The organism is Mycobacteroides salmoniphilum (assembly GCF_004924335.1).
GTDB classification, from domain to species: Bacteria; Actinomycetota; Actinomycetes; order Mycobacteriales; family Mycobacteriaceae; genus Mycobacterium; species Mycobacterium salmoniphilum.
The window spans coordinates 457,668-482,286 of record NZ_CP024633.1; the positions used below are offsets into that span (position 1 = coordinate 457,668).

General features: G+C 63.4%; 27 protein-coding genes. 15 read left to right on the top strand and 12 right to left on the bottom strand.

The genetic code is table 11. The features are described 5' to 3' along the window. Positions 1–13: 13 nt before the first annotated feature. The gene (locus tag DSM43276_RS02300; RefSeq protein WP_078300472.1) at positions 14–331 is read right to left on the bottom strand and encodes an antibiotic biosynthesis monooxygenase family protein; all 318 of its coding nucleotides are present in this window, start codon (positions 329–331) and stop codon (positions 14–16) included. Positions 332–396: 65 nt separating this feature from the next. On the opposite strand from DSM43276_RS02300, the gene DSM43276_RS02305 reads away from it, so the two are divergent. Further along, complete coding sequence (locus DSM43276_RS02305; protein ID WP_078330451.1) at positions 397–1,179, top strand: alpha/beta fold hydrolase; 783 nt, start codon at positions 397–399, stop codon at positions 1,177–1,179. Positions 1,180–1,183: 4 nt separating this feature from the next. On the opposite strand, the gene DSM43276_RS02310 is transcribed toward DSM43276_RS02305, so the two are convergent. After that, a complete protein-coding gene (locus DSM43276_RS02310; RefSeq protein WP_078292596.1) occupies positions 1,184–1,387 on the bottom strand; it encodes a hypothetical protein in 204 nt (67 codons plus the stop codon). 71 nt (positions 1,388–1,458) lie between these two features. Between DSM43276_RS02310 and DSM43276_RS02315 the strand changes: the two genes are divergently transcribed. Next, positions 1,459–2,415: a helix-turn-helix domain-containing protein gene (locus DSM43276_RS02315; protein ID WP_078330396.1), complete on the top strand. Its 957-nt coding sequence runs from the start codon at positions 1,459–1,461 to the stop codon at positions 2,413–2,415. Between the two features lie 6 nt (positions 2,416–2,421). Here the strand turns inward: DSM43276_RS02315 and DSM43276_RS02320 are convergent, their stop codons facing one another. Beyond that, entirely contained in the window at positions 2,422–2,934 is a 513-nt protein-coding gene (locus DSM43276_RS02320; protein WP_211196703.1) for a hypothetical protein, read from the bottom strand. Between the two features lie 409 nt (positions 2,935–3,343). Beyond that, the gene (locus DSM43276_RS02325; RefSeq protein ID WP_109556181.1) at positions 3,344–4,192 is read right to left on the bottom strand and encodes an HhH-GPD family protein; all 849 of its coding nucleotides are present in this window, start codon (positions 4,190–4,192) and stop codon (positions 3,344–3,346) included. 26 nt (positions 4,193–4,218) lie between these two features. Between DSM43276_RS02325 and DSM43276_RS02330 the strand changes: the two genes are divergently transcribed. From DSM43276_RS02330 to DSM43276_RS02340, 3 genes are all read left to right on the top strand, one after another. After that, positions 4,219–4,833, top strand: a complete 615-nt coding sequence (locus DSM43276_RS02330) for a carbonic anhydrase (RefSeq protein ID WP_136628971.1) — start codon at positions 4,219–4,221, stop codon at positions 4,831–4,833. A gap of 151 nt (positions 4,834–4,984) precedes the next feature. Beyond that, a complete protein-coding gene (locus DSM43276_RS02335) occupies positions 4,985–6,529 on the top strand; it encodes an LCP family protein (protein WP_078331303.1) in 1,545 nt (514 codons plus the stop codon). 124 nt (positions 6,530–6,653) lie between these two features. Next, entirely contained in the window at positions 6,654–7,397 is a 744-nt protein-coding gene (locus tag DSM43276_RS02340; RefSeq protein WP_078331319.1) for a hypothetical protein, read from the top strand. Here DSM43276_RS02340 and disA read toward each other — a convergent pair. Further along, entirely contained in the window at positions 7,394–8,479 is a 1,086-nt protein-coding gene (disA, locus tag DSM43276_RS02345; RefSeq protein WP_078331302.1) for a DNA integrity scanning diadenylate cyclase DisA, read from the bottom strand. The genes DSM43276_RS02340 and disA overlap by 4 nt on opposite strands. A 50-nt stretch (positions 8,480–8,529) precedes the next feature. Here disA and DSM43276_RS02350 point away from each other — a divergent pair, with 50 nt between their 5' ends. Next, the gene (locus tag DSM43276_RS02350) at positions 8,530–9,045 is read left to right on the top strand and encodes a PaaI family thioesterase (protein WP_327084873.1); all 516 of its coding nucleotides are present in this window, start codon (positions 8,530–8,532) and stop codon (positions 9,043–9,045) included. A gap of 19 nt (positions 9,046–9,064) precedes the next feature. On the opposite strand, the gene DSM43276_RS02355 is transcribed toward DSM43276_RS02350, so the two are convergent. After that, complete coding sequence (locus tag DSM43276_RS02355) at positions 9,065–10,231, bottom strand: acyl-CoA dehydrogenase family protein (RefSeq protein ID WP_078331301.1); 1,167 nt, start codon at positions 10,229–10,231, stop codon at positions 9,065–9,067. Beyond that, positions 10,228–11,721, bottom strand: a complete 1,494-nt coding sequence (locus DSM43276_RS02360) for a carotenoid oxygenase family protein (protein ID WP_211196704.1) — start codon at positions 11,719–11,721, stop codon at positions 10,228–10,230. Before DSM43276_RS02360 ends, DSM43276_RS02355 begins: the two co-directional genes overlap by 4 nt. Before the next feature lie 43 nt (positions 11,722–11,764). Here DSM43276_RS02360 and DSM43276_RS02365 point away from each other — a divergent pair, with 43 nt between their 5' ends. Next, positions 11,765–12,502 (top strand): FadR/GntR family transcriptional regulator, encoded by a 738-nt coding sequence (locus DSM43276_RS02365; RefSeq protein WP_136628972.1) that lies wholly within the window; start codon positions 11,765–11,767, stop codon positions 12,500–12,502. On the opposite strand, the gene radA is transcribed toward DSM43276_RS02365, so the two are convergent. Beyond that, on the bottom strand, positions 12,503–13,924 hold the full coding sequence (radA, locus tag DSM43276_RS02370) for a DNA repair protein RadA (RefSeq protein ID WP_078331299.1): 1,422 nt from the start codon (positions 13,922–13,924) through the stop codon (positions 12,503–12,505). A 411-nt stretch (positions 13,925–14,335) separates the two neighbouring features. Between radA and DSM43276_RS02375 the strand changes: the two genes are divergently transcribed. Beyond that, complete coding sequence (locus DSM43276_RS02375; protein WP_078331298.1) at positions 14,336–15,451, top strand: ferredoxin reductase; 1,116 nt, start codon at positions 14,336–14,338, stop codon at positions 15,449–15,451. A gap of 172 nt (positions 15,452–15,623) precedes the next feature. Then, positions 15,624–16,718, top strand: coding sequence for a fatty acid desaturase family protein (locus DSM43276_RS02380; protein WP_234803116.1), 1,095 nt, complete (start codon positions 15,624–15,626; stop codon positions 16,716–16,718). A gap of 13 nt (positions 16,719–16,731) precedes the next feature. Here DSM43276_RS02380 and DSM43276_RS02385 read toward each other — a convergent pair whose 3' ends face one another. The 3 genes from DSM43276_RS02385 to DSM43276_RS02395 all read right to left on the bottom strand — a co-directional run bounded on the left by DSM43276_RS02385 (position 16,732) and on the right by DSM43276_RS02395 (position 18,410). Continuing rightward, on the bottom strand, positions 16,732–17,097 hold the full coding sequence (locus DSM43276_RS02385; protein WP_078331296.1) for an MmpS family transport accessory protein: 366 nt from the start codon (positions 17,095–17,097) through the stop codon (positions 16,732–16,734). Positions 17,098–17,179: 82 nt separating this feature from the next. Beyond that, on the bottom strand, positions 17,180–17,635 hold the full coding sequence (locus DSM43276_RS02390) for an MmpS family transport accessory protein (RefSeq protein ID WP_078324634.1): 456 nt from the start codon (positions 17,633–17,635) through the stop codon (positions 17,180–17,182). 76 nt (positions 17,636–17,711) lie between these two features. Further along, a complete protein-coding gene (locus DSM43276_RS02395) occupies positions 17,712–18,410 on the bottom strand; it encodes a copper chaperone PCu(A)C domain-containing protein (RefSeq protein WP_078331317.1) in 699 nt (232 codons plus the stop codon). A gap of 379 nt (positions 18,411–18,789) precedes the next feature. Here DSM43276_RS02395 and DSM43276_RS02400 point away from each other — a divergent pair, with 379 nt between their 5' ends. The 6 genes from DSM43276_RS02400 (at position 18,790) to DSM43276_RS02425 (ending at position 23,877) form a co-directional block, all read left to right on the top strand. After that, positions 18,790–19,278: a CarD family transcriptional regulator gene (locus DSM43276_RS02400; RefSeq protein ID WP_078292605.1), complete on the top strand. Its 489-nt coding sequence runs from the start codon at positions 18,790–18,792 to the stop codon at positions 19,276–19,278. Then, positions 19,268–19,942 carry a 2-C-methyl-D-erythritol 4-phosphate cytidylyltransferase gene (gene ispD / locus DSM43276_RS02405; RefSeq protein WP_169053086.1) on the top strand — a complete coding sequence of 225 codons (675 nt, stop codon included), beginning with the start codon at positions 19,268–19,270 and terminating at the stop codon, positions 19,940–19,942. The genes DSM43276_RS02400 and ispD overlap by 11 nt, the downstream gene beginning before the upstream one ends. Next, positions 19,939–20,415 carry a 2-C-methyl-D-erythritol 2,4-cyclodiphosphate synthase gene (ispF, locus tag DSM43276_RS02410; RefSeq protein WP_078331295.1) on the top strand — a complete coding sequence of 159 codons (477 nt, stop codon included), beginning with the start codon at positions 19,939–19,941 and terminating at the stop codon, positions 20,413–20,415. The genes ispD and ispF overlap by 4 nt, the downstream gene beginning before the upstream one ends. 11 nt (positions 20,416–20,426) lie before the next feature. Beyond that, a complete protein-coding gene (cysS, locus tag DSM43276_RS02415; protein WP_078331294.1) occupies positions 20,427–21,836 on the top strand; it encodes a cysteine--tRNA ligase in 1,410 nt (469 codons plus the stop codon). A gap of 2 nt (positions 21,837–21,838) precedes the next feature. Beyond that, the gene (rlmB, locus tag DSM43276_RS02420) at positions 21,839–22,786 is read left to right on the top strand and encodes a 23S rRNA (guanosine(2251)-2'-O)-methyltransferase RlmB (protein ID WP_078331293.1); all 948 of its coding nucleotides are present in this window, start codon (positions 21,839–21,841) and stop codon (positions 22,784–22,786) included. A 92-nt stretch (positions 22,787–22,878) separates the two neighbouring features. Beyond that, a complete protein-coding gene (locus DSM43276_RS02425; RefSeq protein ID WP_078331292.1) occupies positions 22,879–23,877 on the top strand; it encodes a glycerophosphodiester phosphodiesterase family protein in 999 nt (332 codons plus the stop codon). A 17-nt stretch (positions 23,878–23,894) separates the two neighbouring features. On the opposite strand, the gene DSM43276_RS02430 is transcribed toward DSM43276_RS02425, so the two are convergent. Further along, on the bottom strand, positions 23,895–24,611 hold the full coding sequence (locus DSM43276_RS02430) for a LamB/YcsF family protein (protein WP_078331291.1): 717 nt from the start codon (positions 24,609–24,611) through the stop codon (positions 23,895–23,897). Between the last annotated feature and the right edge of the window lie 8 nt (positions 24,612–24,619).

The window sequence follows — 24,619 nt, forward strand, 5'->3', positions numbered from 1 at the left end:
AGCAAACTGCTATTCACGCCTTGGTGGCGGCCCCGGTCACGTCGAGCACAACCTCGAACTCCAGCAGATGAGCACCCTTGGCCACGGGCTTGGCCTGCTGGCCAGAATGTGCTTCGACCGCCGGACCGGTGGCCCAGGCCTGGAAGGCCTCCTCGGACTCCCACTGGGTGACCACGAAGTAGCGGTCCTCTCCCTTGACGGGGCGCAGCAGCTGAAAGCCCAGGAATCCTGGCTGGTTCTCTACTGCTCCGGCGCGGTGAGCGAACCGCTTTTCCAGCTCCGGACCTGCACCCTCGGGGATCTCGATTGCGTTGATCTTCACCACGGACATGGGTTCAGGCTACCGTGCGGGCTCCCGCATGATTCGGGGCGATGATTGGGGCGATGATGACAGACATGAACCCTGACCGCCTGTTCGACCAAGGCGGTCTGCCGGAAGACTCGGGGGCGCCATCCATCGTCCTTGTGCACGGTCTGATGGGGCGCGGGAGCACCTGGTCGCGGCAGTTGCCCTGGCTGCGTGAGCTGGGCCGGGTCTACACCTATGATGCGCCGTGGCACCGGGGGCGTGATGTCATTGATTCCCAACCGATTTCGACAGAGCGCTATGTCGAAGCCCTCGCGAAGGCGGTGGGTGCGCTTGGCGGTCCAGCCGTCCTCATTGGTCACTCCATGGGTGGACTGCATTCGTGGTGCCTGGCGGCGGAGCATCCGGAGCTGGTGTCGGCCCTGGTGGTGGAAGACATGGCCCCCGATTTCGTCGGCGGAACCACCGGCCCCTGGGAACCCTGGCTGTACTCCTGGCCCGAAGTCTTCACGTCCGCTGCGGATGTCACCAGTAGGTTTGGACCCGTTGCGGGACAGTACTTTCTGGAGGCGTTTGACCAGGTACCCGAGGGCTGGCGATTGCATGGACCGATCGACAAATGGATTGCCACTGCTGCGGAATGGGGTGTCCGTGAATTCTGGGAGCAGTGGTTGGGGGTGCGTTGCCCGTCGCTCCTACTGGAGGCGTCAGTCACGGTGGCGCCGGCCGGACAGATGCGCGAGATGGCTGAGACAGGTTGGAAGACAAACTATTTGAAGATAGAAGGGTCGGGTCACCTGATTCACGACGACGCTCCCCAGCGGTACCGGTCCGCCGTCACGGACTTCATTGCCGGGCACGAAGGGCGGTAGTCCGCTAGCGCCGAGAGTGGATTACTTCCATTTCATGCAGCTGCCGTTGCAGGTCGCGGTCGTCGGCGAAGGTGCCGCCGAGGGGCGCCGCGACCCGGAACTGATCGAGGTGGATTCGGAAGGTCTTGTTCCGGCGGGCGATCCAGCTCAGCGCGACCGCCAGGGCGAACGGGGATATGAGGACGAGAATGGCGGCGAAGATGGTCATGGCACTAATTGTGTTCTGATAAATATCATGCCAACAGTGGCGGAATTGACGTTCTTCGATAATATTCAGCCATGTTGCGTTCGGTGGCGGCCCTGGTCCTCGATCGGGTTGCCGTTTTCGAATTTGGGGTCATCTGCGAGGTCTTCGGCATCGACCGCAGCGCCGACGGCGTTCCCAACTTCGACTTCCGGGTCTGCGGACCCGAGGCCGGCATACCACTGCGTACCTCGGTCGGCGCCTCACTGATCCCGGAGCGTGGACTCGATGGGCTGGCCGACGCCGACCTGGTCGCAATTCCGGCGCGGCCGTTTACCCGGGGCTACCCGCAGGAGGCACTCGATGCTGTGCGCGCCGCATCGGAGCGGGGGGCGACCGTACTCACCGTCTGCTCGGGAGTGTTTATCGCGGGTGCCGCCGGCCTGCTCGACGGGCGCCGCTGCACCACGCACTGGATGCACACCGATGAGTTGGCCCGCCGGCATCCGACAGCGACCGTCGATCGCGACGTGCTGTTCGTCGACGACGGCAATCTCATCACCAGTGCCGGGACCGCGGCGGGTATCGATGCCTGTCTGCATCTGGTGCGCCGCGAGCTGGGCAGCGAGATCACCAACAAGATCGCGCGACGCATGGTGGTACCGCCGCAGCGTGCGGGTGGGCAGCGTCAATTCATCCCGCAGCCAGTGCCCGATGTGGAAACCAACGGCTTTGGCGGACTTTTCGATTGGTTGATCGAGAACATCGATCAGACGCACACGGTGGACGATCTTGCTGCGCGTGTGCACATGTCGACCCGCACATTCGCCCGTAAGTTCGCCGATCAGACCGGTGTGACGCCGATGCGCTGGATCATCGACCAGCGAGTGCTGCTGGCCCGGCGCTTGTTAGAACAGACGGATCTGGATATCGATACCGTCGCGGCGCGCAGCGGTTTCGGCACCGCGATCCTGTTGCGCCATCACTTCCGCCGTGGCGTCGGCGTCACACCCACCGATTACCGCAGGACCTTCGCGACGGCCGTTGGCTAGCCGCCCTCACCATGGCGGGTCCGGACCCCAGATTGGCCACGCCCATCCGGCGGGGTCGCCAAGCTCGAAGGACGTGAGACCAGGTCCGGTGTCAGTGAGCTCACCGACGAGCAGCTCGGTGAGAGTCCCAGGCATTCGTCCGTCGCCGCCGTCGACGATGAGCGGCCAGGCGTCTGGATCGTCGTTGGCTGTGTCCCAGACCAACATGGATCGGCCCTCGGTGGTGGCGCACAACAACATTCCGCCGGGCGCCATTGGCTTCCTCCATTCGAATGCATCATCCAGGACTGATGCGTGCATATCGTGAAGATGCCACACCTCATCGGGTGCGGAGACGAAGATTCCGTTGAGGTGCATACGGCCGTACGCGTCGTGGAGGCGCTTGTAGTCGGTGGGCAATCCAAACCCGAGCTCGCTCTCGATCTCATGCCAATTGTGAGTGCGCGGCTGCCGTGGACCGATCAACGACTCCAGCTGTGCCAAGGGATCTCGATCGCCGATTTCGATGACTGCAGGCATGGCGACCTTCTCGCAGGCAGGGGTCATGCTCCATCCGCGGCGTATCGGAGGGAAGGACAGCACGGGTAGGTCTAACTCTCCGTTGTTCCACCTAAGCAAGAATTCAATCGGGCTCACGTTCAACTGTTGCTGCCCGTTGCCGACGATCACCACGAACCATCTGCGGCGTTCGCGAATGGGAAACCACCAGCATGTTTCGCCAGAGTCGAATATCCCCCACAGTGTTGCGTCGGGATGTGGCCGCGGATGCCGTTTTGCCTCCGTCGCCATGTCGAATCCTGGTGGACCGTTGGGTGCCAGCAGTCTCAAAACCCCCGCGAGCGTTCCTGGACCGTATTTGCGAAGTAGTTTCTGGTAGTCGTCTGGCATGTTCGGATGGCGTTGCAGCTTCATGGCGTGTTGTGTCCAGTCACAGTGATCCACCCTCACCGGCCAGCGCGAAGCGCCCATCCGTGGTCTGCTCCACCAATCCATCGACCAACAGTGAATCCAATGCGCGGTCGCGTTGGGTGATATCGGAGAGCCACACCACATCGAGCTGCGCCCTCGTTACGGGAATGCTGCTGCCGCGCAATACATCCAACAGTCGCCCGCGTACCTGGCGATCGGTACCGGCATACTTCTGCACCGGCCGCACCGGTGTGTCCAATTCGGGGTGGCCCGCCTCGTGCCACGCACAGGAACTAAGTGGACACAGCGGGCACTGCGGTGCGCGCGCGGTACAGACCAGGGCGCCTAACTCCATGAGCGCCGCCGAGAACCGTGCCCCGTTGTCGGCGGGCAGCAGTGCCTCGGCGTCCCGCAGATCCCGCGCCGAGGGAGTCGAGTCTGCGACGCCGTGTACGACCCGTGCGATTACTCGGCGAACGTTGGTGTCCACCACGGGAACTCGCTGCCCGTACCCGAAGCAGGCAATGGCGCGTGCCGTGTACGCACCCACGCCCGGAAGCGTCAGCAGTATCTCGACCTCGTCGGGTACTTGATCGTCATAGTCGCGGGCCAGCACCGTCGCGCACTCATGCAACCGCATGGCGCGGCGCGGATAGCCGAGCTTGCCCCATGCACGTAACACCTCTGCCACAGACGTTTTCGCCATCGCGGACGGTGCCGGCCATCGTGCTACCCATTCCCGCCACACCGGTTCCACGCGGGACACCGGGGTCTGCTGGAGCATCACCTCGCTGATGAGGATGTGCCACGGTGTCGCCTCGGGATGACGCCACGGCAGATCCCGCTCGGCGACATCGAACCAATCCAAAAGTTCGTCAGGGCACAATGACGGGTATGACAGCTGATCCGAGGTCCGCCTGGAAGGCACTCAAAGAGGGTAACCAGCGTTTTGTCGGCGGTTATCCACAGCACCCGAGCCAGAGCGTGACGCGTCGCGCCGAGCTGGCTAACGGTCAGAACCCCCACGTGCTGCTGTTCGGCTGCTCGGATAGCCGGGTGGCCGCGGAGATCATTTTTGATCAGGGCCTGGGCGACATGTTCATCGTGCGCACCGCGGGGCAGGTGATCGACTCGGCGGTGCTGGGTTCGATCGAGTACGCGGTGGCGGTGTTGGGCGTGCCGCTGATCGCGATCCTGGGGCATGACTCCTGTGGCGCGGTGGGCGCCACAGTGCAGGCCCTGGACACCGGTGAGGTGCCGGGCGGGTACATCCGGGATCTGGTGGTGCGGGTGATGCCCTCGATCCTGGGTGGCCGCAAGGACGGGCTGACCCGCATTGATGAGTTCGAGGCCCGCCATGTCGAGGAGACCGGCATCAAGCTGCTGCAGCGCTCGCAGGTGGTGGCCGATGCGGTCAAGGCCAAAAAGCTCGCGCTGGTGTATCTGACCTACAAACTCGCCGACGGACGCGTCGTTTTGCACGGCCACGTCGGCGACATTGACGAGTAACAACCTCAACCCCCCAGGTCAAAGCCCATTCGGCAAACGTCACATGGCATCTTGCTGTCTGTGATGGGAGAATTAGGACGAATGCAGATTTCTCTGGGGGAGGGATGGGTAGTTCGGTGTGTACGTTGCTGCCGCATCGGGGTAGTGACCGATGAGCCGCGACAGTGGTCGCAGCCGACCGAAGCACGCACTACCTAAGTCGAATAACCGCTGGTCGGTAAGCAAAACTGCGGCCGGTCGGGTCATTTTCGCACTGCTGGCCTGCGGCAGCCTGGTGGTAACCGGCGCCGGTTGGCAGGTGTTCTACAAGGCATTCAGCCACGTCCCCACTTCGGGGGCGGAGGCCGAAGGCGGAAAGTCGAGCGACGGCTCGATGAACATGCTGCTGATCGGCCTTGACTCGCGGAAGGATCAGGACGGCAACGACCTGCCGAAGGCGGTCCTGAACCAGCTGCACGCCGGTGATTCGGATGCGGGCGGCTACAACACCAACACCCTGATCCTCGTGCACGTGGGCGCCGACAACAAGGTCACCGCATTCTCGATCCCCCGCGACGACTGGGTCCCGGCCGACGGCATACCCGGCTACAAGCACATCAAGATCAAGGAAGCCTATGGCCTGACCAAGGCCAATGAGGCGGACAAGCTCGTCAACGAAGGCATCACCGATCAGGCGTCGCTGGAGCAGCAGAGCCGCGAGGCCGGCCGCCGTGCCACGCTCAATGCCGTCCACCGTCTGACCGGTCAGCCCATCGACTACTTCGCCGAGGTCAATCTGGTCGGCTTCTACGACTTAGCCTCCGAGCTCGGTGGGGTCAACGTCTGCCTGAATAACGCCGTCTACGACAGCTACTCGGGTGCCAACTTCCAGGCGGGAGAACAAACTCTCAACGCCTCACAGGCATTGGCGTTCGTGCGTCAGCGCCACGGGCTGGAAAACGGCGACCTCGATCGCACCCACCGCCAGCAGGCCTTCCTGATCTCGGTGATGCAGCAGCTGCGCAATGCCGGCACCCTCACCGACATCACCAAACTCAATGGTCTGATGAACGTCGTCCACAAGGATGTCGTGCTGTCAAAAGGCTGGACCGAGAAGCAATTCCAGCGCATCGGGCAGATCGCGGACGGCAATGTGAACTTCCAGACTCTGCCCGTGGTGCGGTACGACACCATCAACGGTGCGGACGTCAACATCGTTGACCCGGTCGCGATCCGGGCCAAGGTGGCCGCTGCTTTCACCGGTGGAGATTCGGCGCCCGCGTCCACCCCGGCGACGCCCACCAGCACCGTCGATGTCGTGAACGCCACCTCGACCTCCGGTCTGGCGACAACGATTTCGTCGGCGTTGGTTAGCCGCGGCTACGCCAAGGGCGACGTGCGAGATCCGTTAAGTGGCGAATCGACCAGTACCACCATCGATTACGGCGCAGGCGCCGATGTCGATGCCAAGGCGATGTCCACCATGTTGGGTATCGACGCGAAGCCCAGCGTGGATCCGACGTTGGCGCCCGGACGAATTCGAGTCATGTTGGGCGACGGGTACTCCGCGCCATCTGATGTCTTGAGCGCAGAAGACAGCGGTACCGCGAGCTCGATGTCCGGCTCGTCGAGCTCGGAGTCCTCTGGTGACTACGCGCCGCCGGACTCGGGTAAGCCGGTGGTCGGCAGCAGCAGTGGCGTTCCCTGCGTGAACTGACGGGGATGGCTGTAGATAGCCCCCAAGCGGTCCCCCAAATAGCACTGTGAAGTCTGTGTAGCTCGCCGACACGCCGAGCGAGGTCGGCCATCCCGTAGTGACCTGCGCTTACCGTTGAATCGTGATTGACATGCACCCCTCAGGCCCGCTGTCTTCAGAGATCTACTGGCGGCGCCGCGCCCTCGCGATCGGCGTGGCGGTGGTCGTGGTTGCCATCGTCGCCGCGGTGATCTTTGCGCTGGTAGGTGGCAGTGCAGGAGCCGATAGCCAGGCCGCGGATCAGCCCGCCGAAGCGGCGTCCCCCGCCGGTCAGCCGGTCATCCTGCCGCCCAACGAGATCAAAAAGTCGACCGATAAGCCTGCGGACGCTCCGGTCCATGACGGACCGCCCATTGCCAAGCCCGAGTTGGTGCCGCCGGTGGCCCTGAACCCCGGTGACGACTGCCCGGACGCGACGCTTGCGGTGAAGGCTTCCACCGATAAGCCCAGTTATCTTGCCGGTGAGCAGCCCAAGTTCACCATGGTGGTCACCAACATCGGCCTGGTGCAATGCAAGCGCGATGTGGGTGCCGCCGTGCTGGCCGCTTCGGTGTTCAGCATCGACAACAAGCGGATCTGGGCCAACCTGGACTGCGCTCCGTCGCAGGAGAACTCCATCAAGACCTTCAACCCGGGGGAGCAGGTGACCACCGAGGTCACCTGGACCGGAATGGGTTCCGCGCCGAACTGCCCGCTGCCCCGCCCGGCCATCGGCCCGGGAACCTACTCGCTGGTGGTACAGCTCGGAGATCTGCGCAGTGCGCCGGTGCCTTTCATCATCGGTGAGAAGCCCGCTGACGCACCTCCGCCAGCGGCTCCGCCGGCCTAGCCGGTCTGCTCGGTAAGAGTCGACTCGGCGAGCCGGGACAGCCCCTCCCGGATGTGTCGGGCCCACATGGCCCCGATGCCTTCCACCGACTGCAAGTCGGTCGCGCTGGCGGCCAGGAGCCCCTGCAGAGATCCGAAGGCTCTGACCAGCCTGTCGATATGCGCGAACTGCAATCGGGGGATGTGTGTCATCACCCGGTAGCCGCGAGAACTCATCGCGGTGTCTTGGGCTTCGACGGTGGACGGGTATCCGAATGTCCGCGACAGCACCGTCAGATCCAGCAGATCGGTGTCCGAGAGGGCGTCCAGATCCTCAAGAGTTGACGCGATCTGCGCTTGCGATGGTGGCTCGGGGTTGGCGTGATAGTCCCGGACCAGCAGCTCGCGTTCGGTGTCGTTGTCGCCAACCAGCTCGCCGATCTGCAGTTTGAGCTGCCGGCCGTCGGTGCCCAGCTCGATGACGTCGAGTTCGATGTCTTGACTGATCCGGCGCACCAGCTCCAGGCGCTGCGCCACCGTCATGACGTCGCGCAGGGTGACGAAGTCCTCGATCTCGGCGGTAGACAGCGACGAGGTCACCTCGTCCAGCCGTGTTTTGTAGCGCTCCAGGGTGGATACCGCTTGGTTGACCCGCGACATGACCGTGGCCGAATCCATGACCACGTGCCGGATACCGGCGGTGTACACGCTCACGATGTTCATCGAATGGCTCACCGACACAACGGGGTAATCCGTCTGAATGGCGGTGCGCTCCGCGGAGCGGTGCCGGGTGCCGGACTCGTCGGTCGGAATGGACGGGTCGGGCACCAGTTGCACATTGGCGCGTACGATGCGCGATCCGTCCGTGTCCAGCACCACGGCGCCATCCATCTTGGACAGTTCGCGAAGTCGGGTGGGGGCGAAGGCGACGTCAAGGGAGAAGCCGCCGTCGCAGATGCTCTCGACCTTGTCGTCGTAGCCGAGAACAATCAGCGCTCCGGTGCGACCACGAAGAATGCGTTCCAGCCCGTCGCGCAGGGGTGTGCCCGGCGCCAACCGAGCCAGGGTCTCCCGCATCCTTGCGTTGGCTTCCGCGTTGTCCATCGCGCCCCTCCCTCTCCAGGCTCGGTTCGCCGCAGTTAGATTACGTGGTCATGTCGACGTGGACGTTGCCCGAGGGGCTAGAGGCGGTTAGTCGCGGCCCAGAAGCTCCGGCCGCGGGCGCCGAGCTCATCGCGGGTTGGCCGCGCCGGTTCGCCTCACCGCATGCTGACGAGGACCTCTGGGGAGTCCGGTTCTACGCCAGTGACGGGGTTGGTGTGACGGGCCGATTCGTCGTGCGGCCCGCTCTTGAGGGCGGGCCAGGGGTAATCCACGGCGGCGTGATGGCGGCGATTTTCGATGAATTGCAGGGCTTTTCGGGAATGATCACCCAATTAGTAGCGGTGACAGCACATTTGGAGGTTGATTACCGTAAGCCGATTCCGTTGGGGGCGACCGTGAATCTCGACAGCACGGTGCACGGCAGGGCCGGGCGCAAGCTCTACACCAGTGCGAACGCGTGGATCGACGGCAATATGGTGGCCAGCTCACAGGGTATTTTCGTGATCATCGACCCAGATCGACATTATGGTGACGGCGCATCGCGTCGGCTCGGCATCAGCCCGTAAAGCGCTGTGCCCCTTTCTGTCAGTACGATCGCGGTAGCCCGAGACTGTGTTGTGCGACGTAGTTGAGGATCAGTTCGCGGGTAATGGGCACCGTCTTGAACAACCTCACGAATTCGTACATGTTCGCCAACGCCACCTCGCGGGTAAACCCGCTGCCACCGTGCACCTCGATGGCCTGATCAGTGCACCGGATTCCCGCCTCGGCGGCCAGGAATTTCGCCATCGTACTTGCCTCCGCTGCATCTGATCCGCCGTCATAGAGCGCGGCCGCCTCGCGGGCCATCAGTCGTGCGGATTCCAGCGCGATCTTCGCTTCGGCCAACGGATGTGCGATGCCTTGATGCGCGCCGATCGGGATATTCCATACCTGCCGCTGGCGCGCGTAGGCGACGGCCTTGTCCATGGCATAGCGGGCGACGCCATTGCAGATGGCAGCGATGATCACCCGTTCGGGATTGATCCCGTCCCAGGCCACCGTAAGTCCGCCGCCCTCAGTCCCGATGAGCCGATCCGGCGTGACCTCCACATTGTCGAAGAACACCGTGAACGATTTGTCGGTGATCTCGAAGGTCATCGGAATGCGGGTCATCGAGATACCGGGCGACTCGCGGTCCACGACGAATGTCGACAGCCGGCCCCGTCCGTTCGGATCGGTGCCAGTACGGGCGACGACCAATATCGCATCGGCTTGGTCGACGGCGGTGATGAAGGTCTTCTGCCCGCTGATGTAGTACTTATCCCCCTCTCGTCGTGCGGTTGTGGCTACGTTATGAGTGTTGGAGCCGGCATCGGGTTCGGTGATCGCGAAGGCAAACTTGGCTGCACCCTCAGTCATCGGGACGAGCCAGCGCTGCTTCTGTTCGTGCGTGGCGTGGCGGGAAAGCATGCTGCCGACGATCCCCGGCGAGATCATCAACATGATCTGTGGGCAGCCGGCCGCGGCGCACTCCTCGGCAACGATGTTGAGTGCGCTGAGGCCCATACCGCCGCCGCCGTACTCTTCGGGAAGGTTCACATTGGTAAAACCGGCCTCCGATAGGGCGTCCCAGAGTTCTGTCGGGTGTGTGAGTGTCTCGCTGCAATGGGTGAAGTATGCGTTGCCGAACTTTGAGACAATTCCGTAGACAGACTCGCGCAGGGCCGTCTCTTCGGTCGCGCTGAGGCTAGCGGTTGCTGGTGCGCTCATCGGAAGTCCTTCCAGTGGCCGTGTGGAGTGAATCCGAGCAGGAACGGAATCTCGATTCGGCAGACGGGGCCGACGGTGATGTCGTGGGTGTCGAAAATGACGTATTCACCAAGATTTTCGGTCCACCTGGACACCGGCACCATGAGGTATCCATCGCCTTCGGGGGCGTCCGGAGTGCGGGGGACAAATGTCGGTTCCATGACGAGCGCCGGGCGTTCGTGCCGTAGTCGGTACTCCTGTTCGGCACCGCTTCCGATATCCCGGACGATCAGGCTGTGCATTCGCATGCCGTTACCCCTGGCGTCTCCGCCGATGAGATACCCCCATTGATGGCCCCGGCCGTAGAACCGCTCGTCCACCTTGGGAAGCTCGCACGGACGATCATCGAGGATTTCGGAAGTCACCGCACCGGATTGCAAGTCAACGGTCCACCGGCCCATCGTGCTTCGAGCCAAGTTGAAAAACAACGAGACGTCATCACCCTTGAAGCCGTCGATATCGAGGGGGAACGGTGGGCGTTCGAAGATGGGCGCGTCCAGCGTGATGGTGTTACCGCTGACGTTGGCGGCGAGGGTGTGCATGATGTATTGGGATTCGATTTCCGCTGTTATCCAGCGTATTTCGCCGTGTTGGATGTCGCTGCGAGGAATGAGTGCCAGCATTGTTGGCAGTCCTGGATCCCAGGACTGCACGGATAGTCCCTTGCTTACCCTGTCCGGGTCGAAGGTGAAGCCCTGAAACGGCAGCACGATCCACTCCGGTGTCAGCCACATGTCATGAACTTCGGAACTATATGGGGCGTCATGTAATTCGCGGGATATCACTGTGTGGTCGGGTAAAACAACGTGCACCGTCGCGTAGGGCGGGCGATTGGAATAGGACCATCCGTACAGGGTGCCGGTGGCCTGGTCCCATTTCGGGTGCGCGGTGAATGCCGCATCGCCGAACCCGGCTTGATCGAAGATGCCGCGCGCCAGCTGCGGCGACCAGGGAACGACTCCGCGGGTTTCCAGGGTGATCGGATCCAGGGCCACCGGTGGGCTGCCCTGTTCGCCGGAGGCCAGGATTTCGTCCCCGAACGGGAAGCAGTTGATGTTATTGGTGCCCTGCGGGATTCCGCGGGTGGCCGCGTCGCGAACCACGGGCCCGTATCCGATATTGCGCCAATCGCTCCATTCACCGTCGGCCCATTGGAACATCCCCCGCTGATGTTTCTCCTCGAAGAGATATTTGGGCGTTCGGACCCACCGGTTTCGGAAGTCGGCGCGCCCGTTGTCGAGCACTAGCCCCTGCACCATGCCGTCCATGGCCAGAAGTCCGGTGATGCTGCTTCTTCCGGGCCGTTTGAAGGTTGGGCCGACGCGGTAGAAGCCACCCGCCAGGTCCTTGGGTATCTCGCCGTACGTGGTCACGCAATCTTCGACAGTGGCTTCGAAGCGCATGGGGCGGAACGCTCCGGTGAGGACCGACGACGGGGGAATATTCACCATGGCTACTTAGTATACTAAGTAGCGGAGCGTTAAGCTATGCCCCGTGACCAGGCCGATGGCGGCGAAGGCGCCCGACGTGATCGCCGGAATGCTGCGCCGCCGGATTCTCAGCGGCGATCTGATGCCCGGAGATTCCTTACCTCCCGAGGCTGAGCTGGTCAGCCAGCTCGGAGTGAGCCGTGAGACGGTCCGAGTGGCACTGCGACTCCTGGAGGCCGAGGGGCTGACCGAGACGAGGCAGGGGCGTACCGGGGTTCGCATCTGCCACCCGGAGCCCGAGCAGGTTGCGCGTTCCTTGGTCCAGTTGCTCACGCTCACCGGAGCTACGTGGGGGGACCTGCTGGCGTTCCGGAAGATGCTCGAACCCTCGGCGACTGGGCATGTGGCGGAATTCGCGTCAGACGAAGTGCGCGCCGAGATTCTCGCCGCGGCGCAGCGCGGTATCGCACCGGACGGTACCGGATATCACGAGTTCCATGAGCTCGTCGTAAGGGCTAGTGGAAACGCCATTCTGACAACGGTTCTCGCTGCGATCGAGCAGGCTGTGCGCTGGGCCGCGGCGGAGCAGCGCATCAGTCAGTTCGATCGTGACGAAGCCGCTCGGTCGCACCGCGAGATCGCCAAGGCGATCATCGCCGGTGACAGGAAGCTGGCCGAACGCAGGATGAGTCAGCACCTGGATGCGGCGCAGCGGCATGTGGGGACGTCTGGGATTTCCGGTGAACCGATGATCCCCCCGGCGCGCTGGAGCGGTGAGGACGCCAGCGTCCCCTGGCGGTAGTCAGTCAGTAAATCGTTGCGCCAGCCGCAGGCTCGGGCGCTTCTCCGGTTCGATTCGGCGGGCTTCCGAGAGCACCTCGAGGGCCCTGCCCACGGTCGGACACCGCAGCAGGTGCATTCCGGCGGGGTGTAGGTCGTCGCCTTCGGGGGGAATCACCGCGTGCGTGTATCCGAGGCGTGCCGCCTCGGCGATGCGTCTGCCCACGGCGGCGGTGCGCCGGATATCGCCCGCCAGTCCGACCTCGCCGATGAACACCATGTTGGCCGGTAGCGCGATATCGGTGTACGCGGAGGCCACCGCCATCAGGACGGCCAAATCGGCGGCCGGGTCGGTCATGCGCATCCCGCCCACCGTGGCCATGTATATATCGTTATTGCCCAAGGGAATTCGTCCATGACGCTCGAGTACGGCGGTGACCATCGCCGAGCGAGCGTGATCGAGCCCGCTGACCGCGCGCCGGGGCGAGGGGTTGGTCGATGTGGTGACGAGGGACTGCACCTCGCCGAGTAGCGGGCGCTTGCCATCGAGGGTGACCGTCACCGCGGTGCCCGCCGCGGCGTTCTCGCGATGCTCCAGGAACAACCCGGACGGGTCGGTGACACACTCGATTCCCTTGTCGCGCAACTCAAAACATCCGACCTCGTCGGCAGCGCCGAATCGGTTCTTGATCCCGCGCACCATGCGCAACGCCGAGTGCTTATCGCCTTCGAAATGCAACACCACATCGACCAGGTGTTCCAGGGACCGCGGGCCCGCGATGGCGCCGTCCTTGGTGACGTGACCAACCAGCACCATCGCCACACCGGACGACTTTGCGGCCATGGTCAGTGCCGTGGTCACCGCGCGCACCTGCGTGACACCACCGGTCACCCCGTCGGCATCGGTGGTCGACATGGTCTGCACCGAATCAATCACTGCCAGAGTGGGTTTGACGGCATCGATGTGACCCAACACGCTGTGCAGATCGGATTCGGCCGCCAGGTACACCTCGTCGTGCACGCAGCCGGTGCGCTCGGCCCGCAGGCGGACCTGCGCCGCCGACTCCTCGCCGCTGATGTACAGGGCTCGTCCGCCCGAGACCGCCCACTGGTGCACAACCTTCAGCAGTAGCGTCGATTTCCCGACTCCGGGCTCGCCGGCCAGCAGGTTCACCGAGCCGGTGATGACACCGCCGCCGAGCACTCTGTCGAGTTCGGAGACGCCGGTGGGCCGATGCTGGGTGTCATCGGTCGCAATGCTGGTGATCGGTACCGCTGCCGTGGCCGGGGCCACCGCGCGTACGGCGCCCAGCCCGCCGATCGAGGACAGCACGGCGGTTTCACTGACGCTGCCCCAGGTTCCGCAGTCGGGGCAGCGGCCCACCCATTTGGCGGTGGTGTGCTGGCATTCCGAACAGCGATACTGCGCGCGGGGTTTGGCCACACCGCGACGTTAGCGGCCGGGTATGACAACCGGGCCCAACACGGCCCAGGTGTTGCTCACGGTCTTACCTGCCGGAATCGGGCTCGGTAGATGTCTGTGCAATCCCGTATCACTCACAGCAGGCCCGTGTCACTCACGCTCCGGGCTCCGGGCCGGTTGAGCATTCGTGCTGGGCATGGTTCCTGCTGTCGCTGCGATTGGTATGCAACTGTGCACTTTTTATGAGAACTCTGAGTGAATTGGTCGCAGAGACGCATCGCCCGTACAGCGCAGTGAAGAACTTTATAAATATATGCTGTGAACTGGGATAATATCTCGACGTTGTGAGGATCACGGCGACATGACTTGCGACCGAAGACGTCCTGTCATACTGTTATTGGTGTACAACTGTTAACCGAAATGGAGCCAAGCATGTCTCTCAATATTCAGGCTTTGACTTCTTCTCGGCTTGCGCGTCGGGTGCTGACCTCCTCGTTCGTCAAGGCGGCCACCACTCCGCACGGAGTTGACCGCTACTTCGAGATGTTTGACCCTTTGTGGTCCATGACTGAAACCCGCGCCGAGGTGACCGACGTCGTCCGGAAGACCAAGGACAGCGTCACTTTGACGCTGCGTCCCAATGCCAACTGGAAGGGCTTCCGGGCCGGACAGTATGTCAAGCTCTCGGTGGAGATCGACGGCATCCGCCGCACCCGTTGCTACTCGCCGGCGAATTCGCAGTTCCGCCATGACGGCCAGATCGAGCTCACGATCAAAGTAGACCCGAACGGACTTGTTTCGCCCTGGGTGCTGGCTAACGCCGAGCCCGGCTTGGTCGTACAGATCTCGGCTGCGCAAGGCGAGTTCTACTTGCCGCTACCGCATCCGCGAAGCATCCTGCTGATCAGTGGTGGTTCGGGAATCACGCCGGTGATGTCGATGCTGCGCACACTCACCGACAAGGCGTATATCGGAAAGATCACCTTCCTGCACTACGCGTTCACCAAGGACGACGTGATCTACCAGGCTGAAATCGATGAGATCAAGGCCAAGTACGACGGCGTCAGGATCTTCCGTGCATATACCGAAGCGGCAGACGGAGACCTCGAGGGCTACTTCAGCAAGGAGCACCTGCTCGCCGCTGATCGCCACTACGCAGAAGCCGAGACATATCTGTGCGGACCGATGCCGCTCATGAACGCAGTCCGTGAGATCTTCGATGCCGAGGGTCTCGCGCACAAGCTCCACCTCGAGCAGTTCGCCGCTCCGATTCGGACCGTCGGCACCGACGATGCCGAAGGTGACCTCACCTTCTCCGAGTCGAACCTGGCTATCGCCAACAACGGCCAGACGATCCTCGAGCAAGCTGAGGCCGCGGGCTTGACCCCGGAGTACGGCTGCCGCATCGGCATCTGCTTCACGTGTGTTCGCAAGAAGGACAGCGGAACAACACAGAACGTTCTCAACGGCGACCTCTGCAGCGACCCTGACACCAACGTCAAGCTCTGCATCAACAAACCCGTTGGCGATGTCGTCATCGCCCTCTGATCAACGCCGAGTCAGCCTCTATCAACGCCCTGAAGGAGACCCGAAAATGACTACTTTCGCACCTGCCAGCAAGCAGAAGAACCAGAAGAAGCCGACCACGTACGCACCCCCGGCCAGGCCGAACGACCTCAAGAAACTGCCTTCCGAGCAGATCGAAGAGTTCGGCAAGGAGATGGACGCCCTGCGTGCCCGCATCGTCGCCGACCTCGGTGAAAAGGATGCCAACTACATCCGCGACATCGTGAGCAAGCAGAAGAAGCTCGAACTCGCCGGCCGCGCGCTGTTGTGGGCTGGCTGGTTCCCCCCGGCCTGGCTCGCCGGCGTTGCCGCTCTGTCGTTGTCGAAGATCATCGACAACATGGAGATCGGGCACAACGTCATGCATGGCCAGTACGACTGGATGCAGGACCCGGTTCTTACGTCGAAGAACTTCGACTGGGACAACACCATCCACGCCGACAGCTGGCTGTACACGCACAACTACGTGCACCACACCTTCACCAACGTCGTCGGCAAAGACCACGACGCCGAGGGTTACGGCGTTATGCGCATGACCGAGGAGCAGCCGTGGCACCCGATCTGGCTACTCAACCCCGTCTTCTGTGCCACCCTGCAGATCTTCTTCCAGTGGGGGACCGCGCTTCAGGAGCTCGAGTCGGAGAAGTTCTTCAAGGGTGAGAAGTCGTGGTCCGACATGAAGGACGGGCTTGCCAGGTTCCGCGCGAAGGCCGGCAAGCAGGCGCTCAAGGATTACGTCATCTTCCCGCTGCTCTCGGGTCCGGGCGCGCCGTTTACCTTCCTCGGAAACATGGCGGCCAACCTGGTCCGCAACCTGTGGGCATCGTCGGTGATCTGGTGCGGTCACTTCCCCGAAGAGGTTCAGACGTTCTCGATCGAAGAGACCGAGGACGAGAGCCATGCTGCTTGGTACTACCGCCAGATCCTCGGCTCGGCCAACTTCACCGGTTGGAAGGGCATCGACATCCTGTCGGGCAACCTGAGCTATCAGATCGAGCACCATCTGTTCCCCGACCTCCCCGCGTACCGCTATGCAGAAATTGCGGTCGAGGTCCGCGCGATGTGCGACAAGTACGGCATCGCTTACCACGAGGCTTCGATGGCGAAGCAGCTGGGAAGCGTCTACAAAAAGGTGTTCAAGCTTTCGTTCCCGGACAACTTCTTTGAGAAGTCGCCGATCGCAACGATCGCAGACGTCATCGCGTTTCCAGTGCGGATGGTGAGGCGCCGGTTCCGGGCCGCTGTCTGAGCTTTATCTGAACCTAATCAGGGGGCAGCGGAACGATTCGGTCCTGACAGTTGACAGTCTTCTCACCGTCGTTGGATAGGACGGTCTGACCGTCCACCAGAATCCGGCAATGGATGTGGCCCGTGCCCCAGATTGCCGTCACCTGTTTGACGGTGTCTTTATACGGCCAGGTCACCGTGACCGACCATGGCAACTTGACATCGTTGACGGCCTGTGGCAGTCCGGAATAGTCGCCGTAGCTGATGGTGCCGGCCTCCGGTGTCTTGCCGGCAGCCCACACCAGATAGGTCACCTTGGGGGGCGCGGCCTGCGCTGTCCCGGGGAGGACCAGACCAACGACCGCCGTCGCTGCAGTTGCCGCCGCCAACGTTCGCTTCACGGTGTCCTCCCGGTTCTGGCTTTGGGCCGGAAGCTACCACGGCTACGGCGACCCAATGGGCCGAATCGTCACACCGCTGGCGTCACTGAGCGCGACTGCACGGGTCACCATCCACCTTGGTGAAGATGCCGACAATGGAACCGGAATTGCCGCGCATGCAGTGCTCGCGGGGTAGGCCGTCGGTGGCGTAGCTGCAGGTGGCTAGCTCCACTCGGTCGTCCTCATCGACCACCTGGCCGTCGATGAGGATCTGACAGAAGATCCGGGGGCCGTCGCCGGTGTTGTATCCAGTGACATTGATGAGGGGATGCTTGGTGTCATCGGTCCACGTGACGTCCTTCCCCCACGGCAGCTGCGGATTCATCGCGCCGTGCCGGGACCCATCGGCCTCGTTGTAGCCGATGGTTGCCGCGACGAGCGGGCCGTACTCCGCCCACACCCTGTAGGTGACCGTTTTGGGTGCCGCGTGCGCGGCAGGCGCGGTCAGGACCGCGCCGATCATGGTCACTACCGCCGTGCAGGTGACAAGCCGTTTCATGGGCGCAAGCTAGCACGAAAAAAGCGAGGGCCCGAGACGGCAGATCGCCGTTCCGGGCCCTCGCTATGCGTCTGTGTTAGTGTCCGCTGCCCTCATGGCCGCCCTCATTGGCGGTGTGCTGGCGAGGAGCACTGGGGCCGGCGTCGATGGGCACCGCGACGGTGACCTCTCCGGCCTTCTCGAAGGTGAAGGTGAAGCGGTACGTCAGGCCGTCGGCCAGATCCTTCGTCAGCTGCAGCTGCGCTTTGCCGTGTTTGATCGTCGGATCAGACGAGGCCTGCGGCTTGGGCTCTGGCGCCTTGACCTCCGTGGTGGTGGTTCCGGGCTCGACGGAGGGGGCGGCGCCATGCTCACCGTTACTTGCTTCTGGGCCCGCAATTTCGGCGGCGGACTCCTGGCCCTCGGCGGCTCCGACGAACAGGCGGCCGGTGGCCGGAATGTCGCTGTCTCCGCTCAGTGTCACCTTGCCGATGTCGTCAGGAGAGGTCACCGCGGTGAGCTTGTCGTTGACGTCAGCGGATTCATTCGTGATGACCAGAACCAGCTCGGCCTTCTGCCCCGCACGCTGCTTCACCGGGTCCGGGCTCCCGACGAGGTGGATGTTGCGCAGGGCGAGCTTGCCGAGGTTGGCACTGCCGCCGTTGATCGCCGATGACTGGTTCGCTGTCTGCGAGATCTGCCCGGCACCGCAGCCGGCGAGGGCGGTCGCGAGGACCGCGGCGCCGAGAAGTGTCGTCACGCGAGCGGTGCTGCGCTGGGACCGAGTGCGAAACACAGGCATCTCCCTGATTCGATAGCGGCTCCGGACAGTCCGAAATCCACCTGCGGCCGGTATGTCCTATAGACAGTAGTAGGTGCCTCGCGGGGACGAAAACAGTGGGGCACTCGGGATGCGCAGCGTGTGCGAAGACGGTCCAGATCCGGCCGCACCCGGTGTCTCGGCCCGGCGCCAGGGAACCGATGTGACCTGGATTACCGCTTGTGGGGGCTGGTTTATGGGCTGGCCAGCGGGGTCGCCAAAGGGTGCTGGATGCACGAAAAGGTCACCCTGTCAACCCCGAGGGTTCATCTGCAATGCCCCTGACCTGCACCGTTGGTGGGCACGCCGAGATACGCCGTGGTAGAATTGGGTATCGAAAGGGGCACGAAACAAGATGATATTTAAGGTCGGAGACACCGTTGTCTATCCACATCACGGTGCAGCACTGATCGAAGCGATCGAGACCCGGACGATTAAGGGCGAGCAGAAAGAGTATCTCGTCCTCAAGGTTTCCCAGGGTGATCTGACGGTCCGCGTGCCCGCCGACAATGCCGAATACGTCGGTGTCCGTGACGTGGTGGGACGCGAGGGTCTGGACACGGTCTTCCAGGTGCTGCGTGCACCGCATACCGAAGAGCCGACCAACTGGTCCCGTCGATTCAAGGCCAACCAGGAGAAGCTGGCTTCCGGTGACGTGAAGAAGGTCGCCGAGGTTGTTCGCGACTTGTGGCGTCGTGAGCAGGAGCGCGGCCTGTCCGCAGGCGAGAAGCGGATGCTGGCCAAGGCCCGCCAGATTCTTGTCGGCGAGCTTGCGCTGGCGGAGAACACCAACGCCGCCAAGGCCGACACCATCCTCGACGAGGTGCTCGCAGCTGCCTCGTAGGACAGCGGCGATAGTCCCGGCCGCCGGTCTCGGTGTGCGGCTGGGTGCGGATGTTCCGAAAGCCTTCGTTACCGTCGGTGGCCGGACAATGCTCGAACGCTCTGTTGATGGCCTGTTGTCTTCAGGTGCCATTGACGAGGTAATAGTCGTAGTCGGCGCCGATCAGCTCGATAAAGCCGTGGCGCTGGTAGGCCAGGTGGCCAGTGTTGTGCAGGGCGGCGCCGAGCGTACCGATTCGGTACGCGCCGGGTTGGCCGCTGTGGCTGAGGCCGACTGGATTCTTGTGCACGATGCGGCACGTCCGTTGACCCCTCCGGACATGATCGCCCGCATCGTGGCGGAACTACGTGTTGGCCGCCGCGCGGTCATCCCGGCGATAGCAGTCGCGGACACCATCAAATCGATCGATTCGGCCGGCGATGTCAGCGGCACACCCGATCGGGCCAGTTTGCGTGCCGTGCAAACCCCGCAGGGGTTTGCGGCCAGCGTGCTCAGACGCGCGTATGCGTCCGCCGGCGATATCGCCACCGATGACGCCGCGCTCGTCGAGCAGATCGGTGAGCGCGTGCGTGTGGTGGAGGGTGACCGGCTGGCCTTCAAGATCACCACAGCGCTGGACATGACGCTGGCCGAGGCAATCCTGAGTAGAGAGGTAGCCCAATGACCGCATTGCCCCGGGTGGGCATCGGCACCGATGTGCACCCGATAGAGGAGGGCAAGCAATGCTGGCTACTCGGGCTGCTCTTCCTGGATGCCGATGGTTGTGAGGGGCATTCGGACGGTGACGTTGCCGCACACGCCCTGTGCGATGCACTGCTGTCGGCGGCCGGGCTCGGGGATGTGGGCGCGGTGTTCGGCACCGGTCAGCCCGAATGGTCGGGTGTCAGCGGCGCGAAGATGCTGACACATGTGCGGGAGCTGCTGCACGACAGCGGTTTCCGGATCGGTAATGCCGCGGTTCAGGTGATCGGGAATCGTCCCAAGATCGGACCGCGCCGGGTGGAGGCCCAGGAGCTACTGTCCGGCCTTCTCGGTGCGCCGGTTTCGGTGTCGGCGACCACAACCGATGGGTTGGGTCTGACTGGACGCGGCGAAGGCTTGGCCGCGGTGGCAACGGCGCTCGTCACAGCGCGGTAAGCTCGCTGGTCGTGACCGGTCACGCTCCGCTTCGGCTGTACGACACCCGCGCGGGTGCCGTGCGCGACTTCGTGCCTCTGCGGCCGGGATCGGTCTCTATCTACCTGTGCGGCGCAACGGTGCAGGGTCTGCCCCATATCGGGCATGTACGCAGCGGTGTCGCCTTCGATGTGCTCCGCCGCTGGCTCGCCGCCCGCGCCTATGACGTCCTGTTCGTCCGCAATGTCACCGATATCGACGACAAGATCCTCAACAAGGCGGCCGATGCAGGGCGTCCGTGGTGGGAGTGGGCAGCGACATATGAGCGCGCCTTCGACCAGGCGTACGACGCCCTCGGAGTGCTGCCGCCCTCGGTATCGCCGCGCGCCACGGGGCACATCACCCAGATGATCGAACTGATCGAGCGGCTCATTGATACCGGGCATGCCTATGCCAGCGGTGGCGACGTCTACTTCGATGTGCTGAGCTACCCGGAGTACGGGCAACTGTCCGGGCACAAGATCGACGATGTGCACCAGGGCGAGGGTGTTGCGACGGGAAAACGCGATCCACGCGACTTCACTCTGTGGAAGGGCGCCAAGCTCGGTGAGCCGTCGTGGCCGACCCCATGGGGGCCAGGCCGCCCGGGATGGCATACCGAGTGTGTGGCGATGTGCGAGTCATATCTGGGCGCGGAGTTCGACATTCACGCGGGCGGGATGGATCTGATATTCCCGCATCACGAGAACGAGATCGCGCAGAGCCGTGCCGCCGGTGACGGATTCGCCCGATACTGGCTGCACAACGGCTGGGTCACCATGGGCGGCGAAAAAATGAGCAAGTCGCTGGGTAATGTGTTATCCATTCCCGCTGTGCTGCAACGTGTTCGAGCTGTCGAGTTGCGCTACTACCTGGGAAGCGCGCACTACCGCTCCATGCTGGAGTACTCCGAGACCGCGCTTGCCGACGCGGTAAAGGCCTACTGTGGTATCGAAGATTTCCTGCATCGAGTGCGGGTCCGGGTCGGCGAGGTGCCAGTGGGTACTTGGACCCCTGCGTTCGCGGCCGCCCTGGACGACGACCTGTCGGTGCCGATCGCGCTTGCCGAGGTGCATTCCACGCGCGCCGACGGGAACCGGGCATTGGATGCCGGCGACCACGAGGGCGCGCTATCGGCGGCGGCGAGTGTCCGCGCCATGATGTCGATCCTTGGCTGCGACCCACTCGATGAGCGCTGGGAGACGCGCGACGAGACATCCGCCGCACTGAACGCCGTCGACGTGCTGGTAACCGCCGAGCTGGAGCGGCGGGGAACGGCTCGGGCAGAGAAGGATTGGGCGCTCGCAGACGAGATCCGAGACCGGCTCAAGCGTGCAGGCCTGGAGATAACCGACACCGCAGACGGCCCACAGTGGTCCCTTACGAGTAGCGACGAAGAGTAACAATGGCAGGAAATTCTCAGCGCCGCGGCGCAGTGCGTAAGCCCGGTACCAAGAAGGGGCCCACCGTCGGTTCTGGCGGTGTGCGCCGGAGCGGACTGGAGGGCAGGGGCGCAACGCCGCCGGCCGAACAACGGACGAAGCATCCAGCCGCCAAACGTGCCGCTGTCCAGCGGAAGGTCAGCGATGCCAAGCAGCGTCGGCTCAAGCAGGGCGACGAGTCCGAGATGGTGCTGGGCCGTAATCCGGTGCTTGAATGCCTGCGCACGGGTGTGCCGGCAACCGCGTTGTACGTCGCCGTCGGCGCCGATAACGACGAGCGGTTGACCGAATCGGTATCGCTGGCCGCCGACGCCGGGATCGCGATTCTGGAGGTGCCGCGACCCGATCTGGATCGCATGAGCACCAACGGATTGCACCAGGGACTCGCGCTGCAGGTGCCGCCGTACCGCTACGCGCACCCCGATGACCTGTTGGCCCGCGCCCGCGCTGAGGCGCAGCCGGCGTTGTTGGTGGCGCTTGACAACATCTCGGACCCGCGCAATCTCGGCGCCATCGTGCGCTCGGTGGCTGCCTTCGGCGGGCACGGCGTCGTCATTCCGCAGCGGCGCAGCGCATCGGTGACTGCCGTCGCCTGGCGAACCAGTGCGGGTGCGGCGGCACGCCTGCCGGTCGCACGTGCCACGAATCTGACACGCACCCTGAAGGATTGGCAAGACAAGGGCCTCACCATTGTCGGGCTTGATGCCGGTGGCGATACCGAGCTTGACGACCTCGACGGCGCTAGCGACATCGCTGTCGTCGTCGGGTCGGAGGGCAAGGGGCTGTCTCAGCTGGTCCGCAAGACCTGCGACGCCGTGGTGTCGATCCCCATGGCGGGGCCCGTCGAATCGTTGAACGCCTCGGTGGCCGCGGGTGTGGTACTCGCGGAGATCGCGCGTCAGCGCCGCTGATTCTTTGGTGCCGACACGCCAACTGTGTACGGAAGATGGCCGTTTGGTGTACGTCAGTGCCTTCCCGGTGAGAGTGGCATAACGTCTTCGCCATGAAGCGCTTGGCCGCCATTCTCGCTGTCACCCTGGCATTGGCATCCTGCGGCGAAAAGGACAAGGCGTCTTTCGGCCTGCAGGCGCACCGGGGTGGACGCGGCGAAACTACCGAGGAATCATTGCGCGCCTTCACCAAAGCCCTTGAGCTCGGGGTGAGCACCCTTGAACTCGATATCGTCATCTCCAGGGACCGCAAACCCATGGTCTGGCACGATCCGGTGATCGATTCCGCGAAGTGCTCCGATACCGCCCCGGTGACGCTCGGCGACCCGCAGTACCCGTACGTGGGAAAGCTGGTAAAGGACCTGACCTCCGAGCAGTTGCGCACTCTGGACTGCGGCAAGCTGCTCAAGGATTTTCCGCAGGCAGAGGTGGTCAAGAACGACAGGATTGCCTTGCTGCCAGAGGTTTTCGCCCTCGCGGATTCCTACCACGCCAATGTGCGGTACAACATAGAGACCAAGGTGGAAGCCGCTGAACCGCAGAAATCTGCGGAGCCGCAGGTGTTTGTCGACGTCATCCTCGACACGATCCGCGCGGCGGGCAAGGTCGACAACGTGGAGATTCAGAGCTTCGATTGGCGCACGCTGCCGATGACTAAGGGGGCCGAACCGGGCATCCCACTCGTTGCACTCTGGGACGAAACCACGTGGTACCCGGGCTCACCCTGGCTCGGCGGGGTGGACCCCACCGTCGTCAAGGATCCGATTGACGGGGCCAAGCAGATTGGTGCCACCATCCTGTCGCCCGGGTACACCGTGCCCTATGGAGGCAAGGTAGGTGACCCCGGTTTCACGCTGGTCGCCGACAAGAAGTTTGTCGAGAAAGCACACGGCTTGGGACTCAAGGTCATTCCCTGGACCATCAATGATGCCGAGACCATGAAGGCACAGATTGACGCCGGCGCGGACGGGATCATCAGTGACTACCCGACGACGTTACGGAAGGTCATGGCAGAGAAGGACCTTCCACTGCCACCGGCCTATCACCGCTAGGCGCATCGCCGACCGCTCTAGACGAACGGAGCTAGCTCGATTCCATTGGCCGTCAGAGCCCTGCGGACGGCCCGCGCGATCGTCACCGCGTTCGGTGAATCACCGTGCACGCATATCGATTCCGCTGTCTGGCTGAGGGCGGGAATCCGCGCCGCAACCGCGACGGGATCGTGTAACACCGCTCCCGGCTCGCTGCGTGATACCAGGGTGCCGTCGTCGTGGTAGGCCCGGTCGGCGAAGGCTTCCGTTACCACCCGCAGCCCCAATTCGCGTGCACGGTCGCCGAATACGCCATGCGGCAGTGTCAGCACGGGGAAGTCGGCGTTGACGTCGCGCACCGCACGCGCGACCGCATCCGCCTGTACGTCGTGGTGGATGATCGCGTTGTACAAGGCGCCATGTGGTTTCACATAAGTCACCGATGATCCGACGGTGCGGGCCAACGCGTCGAGGGCGCCGATCTGATACACGATGTCGGCATACAGGTCGTCGGCAGAGATATCGATGAACCGGCGACCGAATCCCGCGAGATCGCGGTAGCCCACCTGTGCGCCCATCCGGATACCGCGTGCGGCAGCGGCGCGACACGTGCGAAGCAATGTCGCGGGATCGCCCGCGTGGAATCCACAGGCGAGGTTGGCGCTCGTGACCACGTCCAGCATGGCCTCGTCATCGCCGAGGCGCCAGGCACCGAAACCCTCACCCAGGTCGGCATTCAGGTCGATGCGCGTCATCGTGCGAG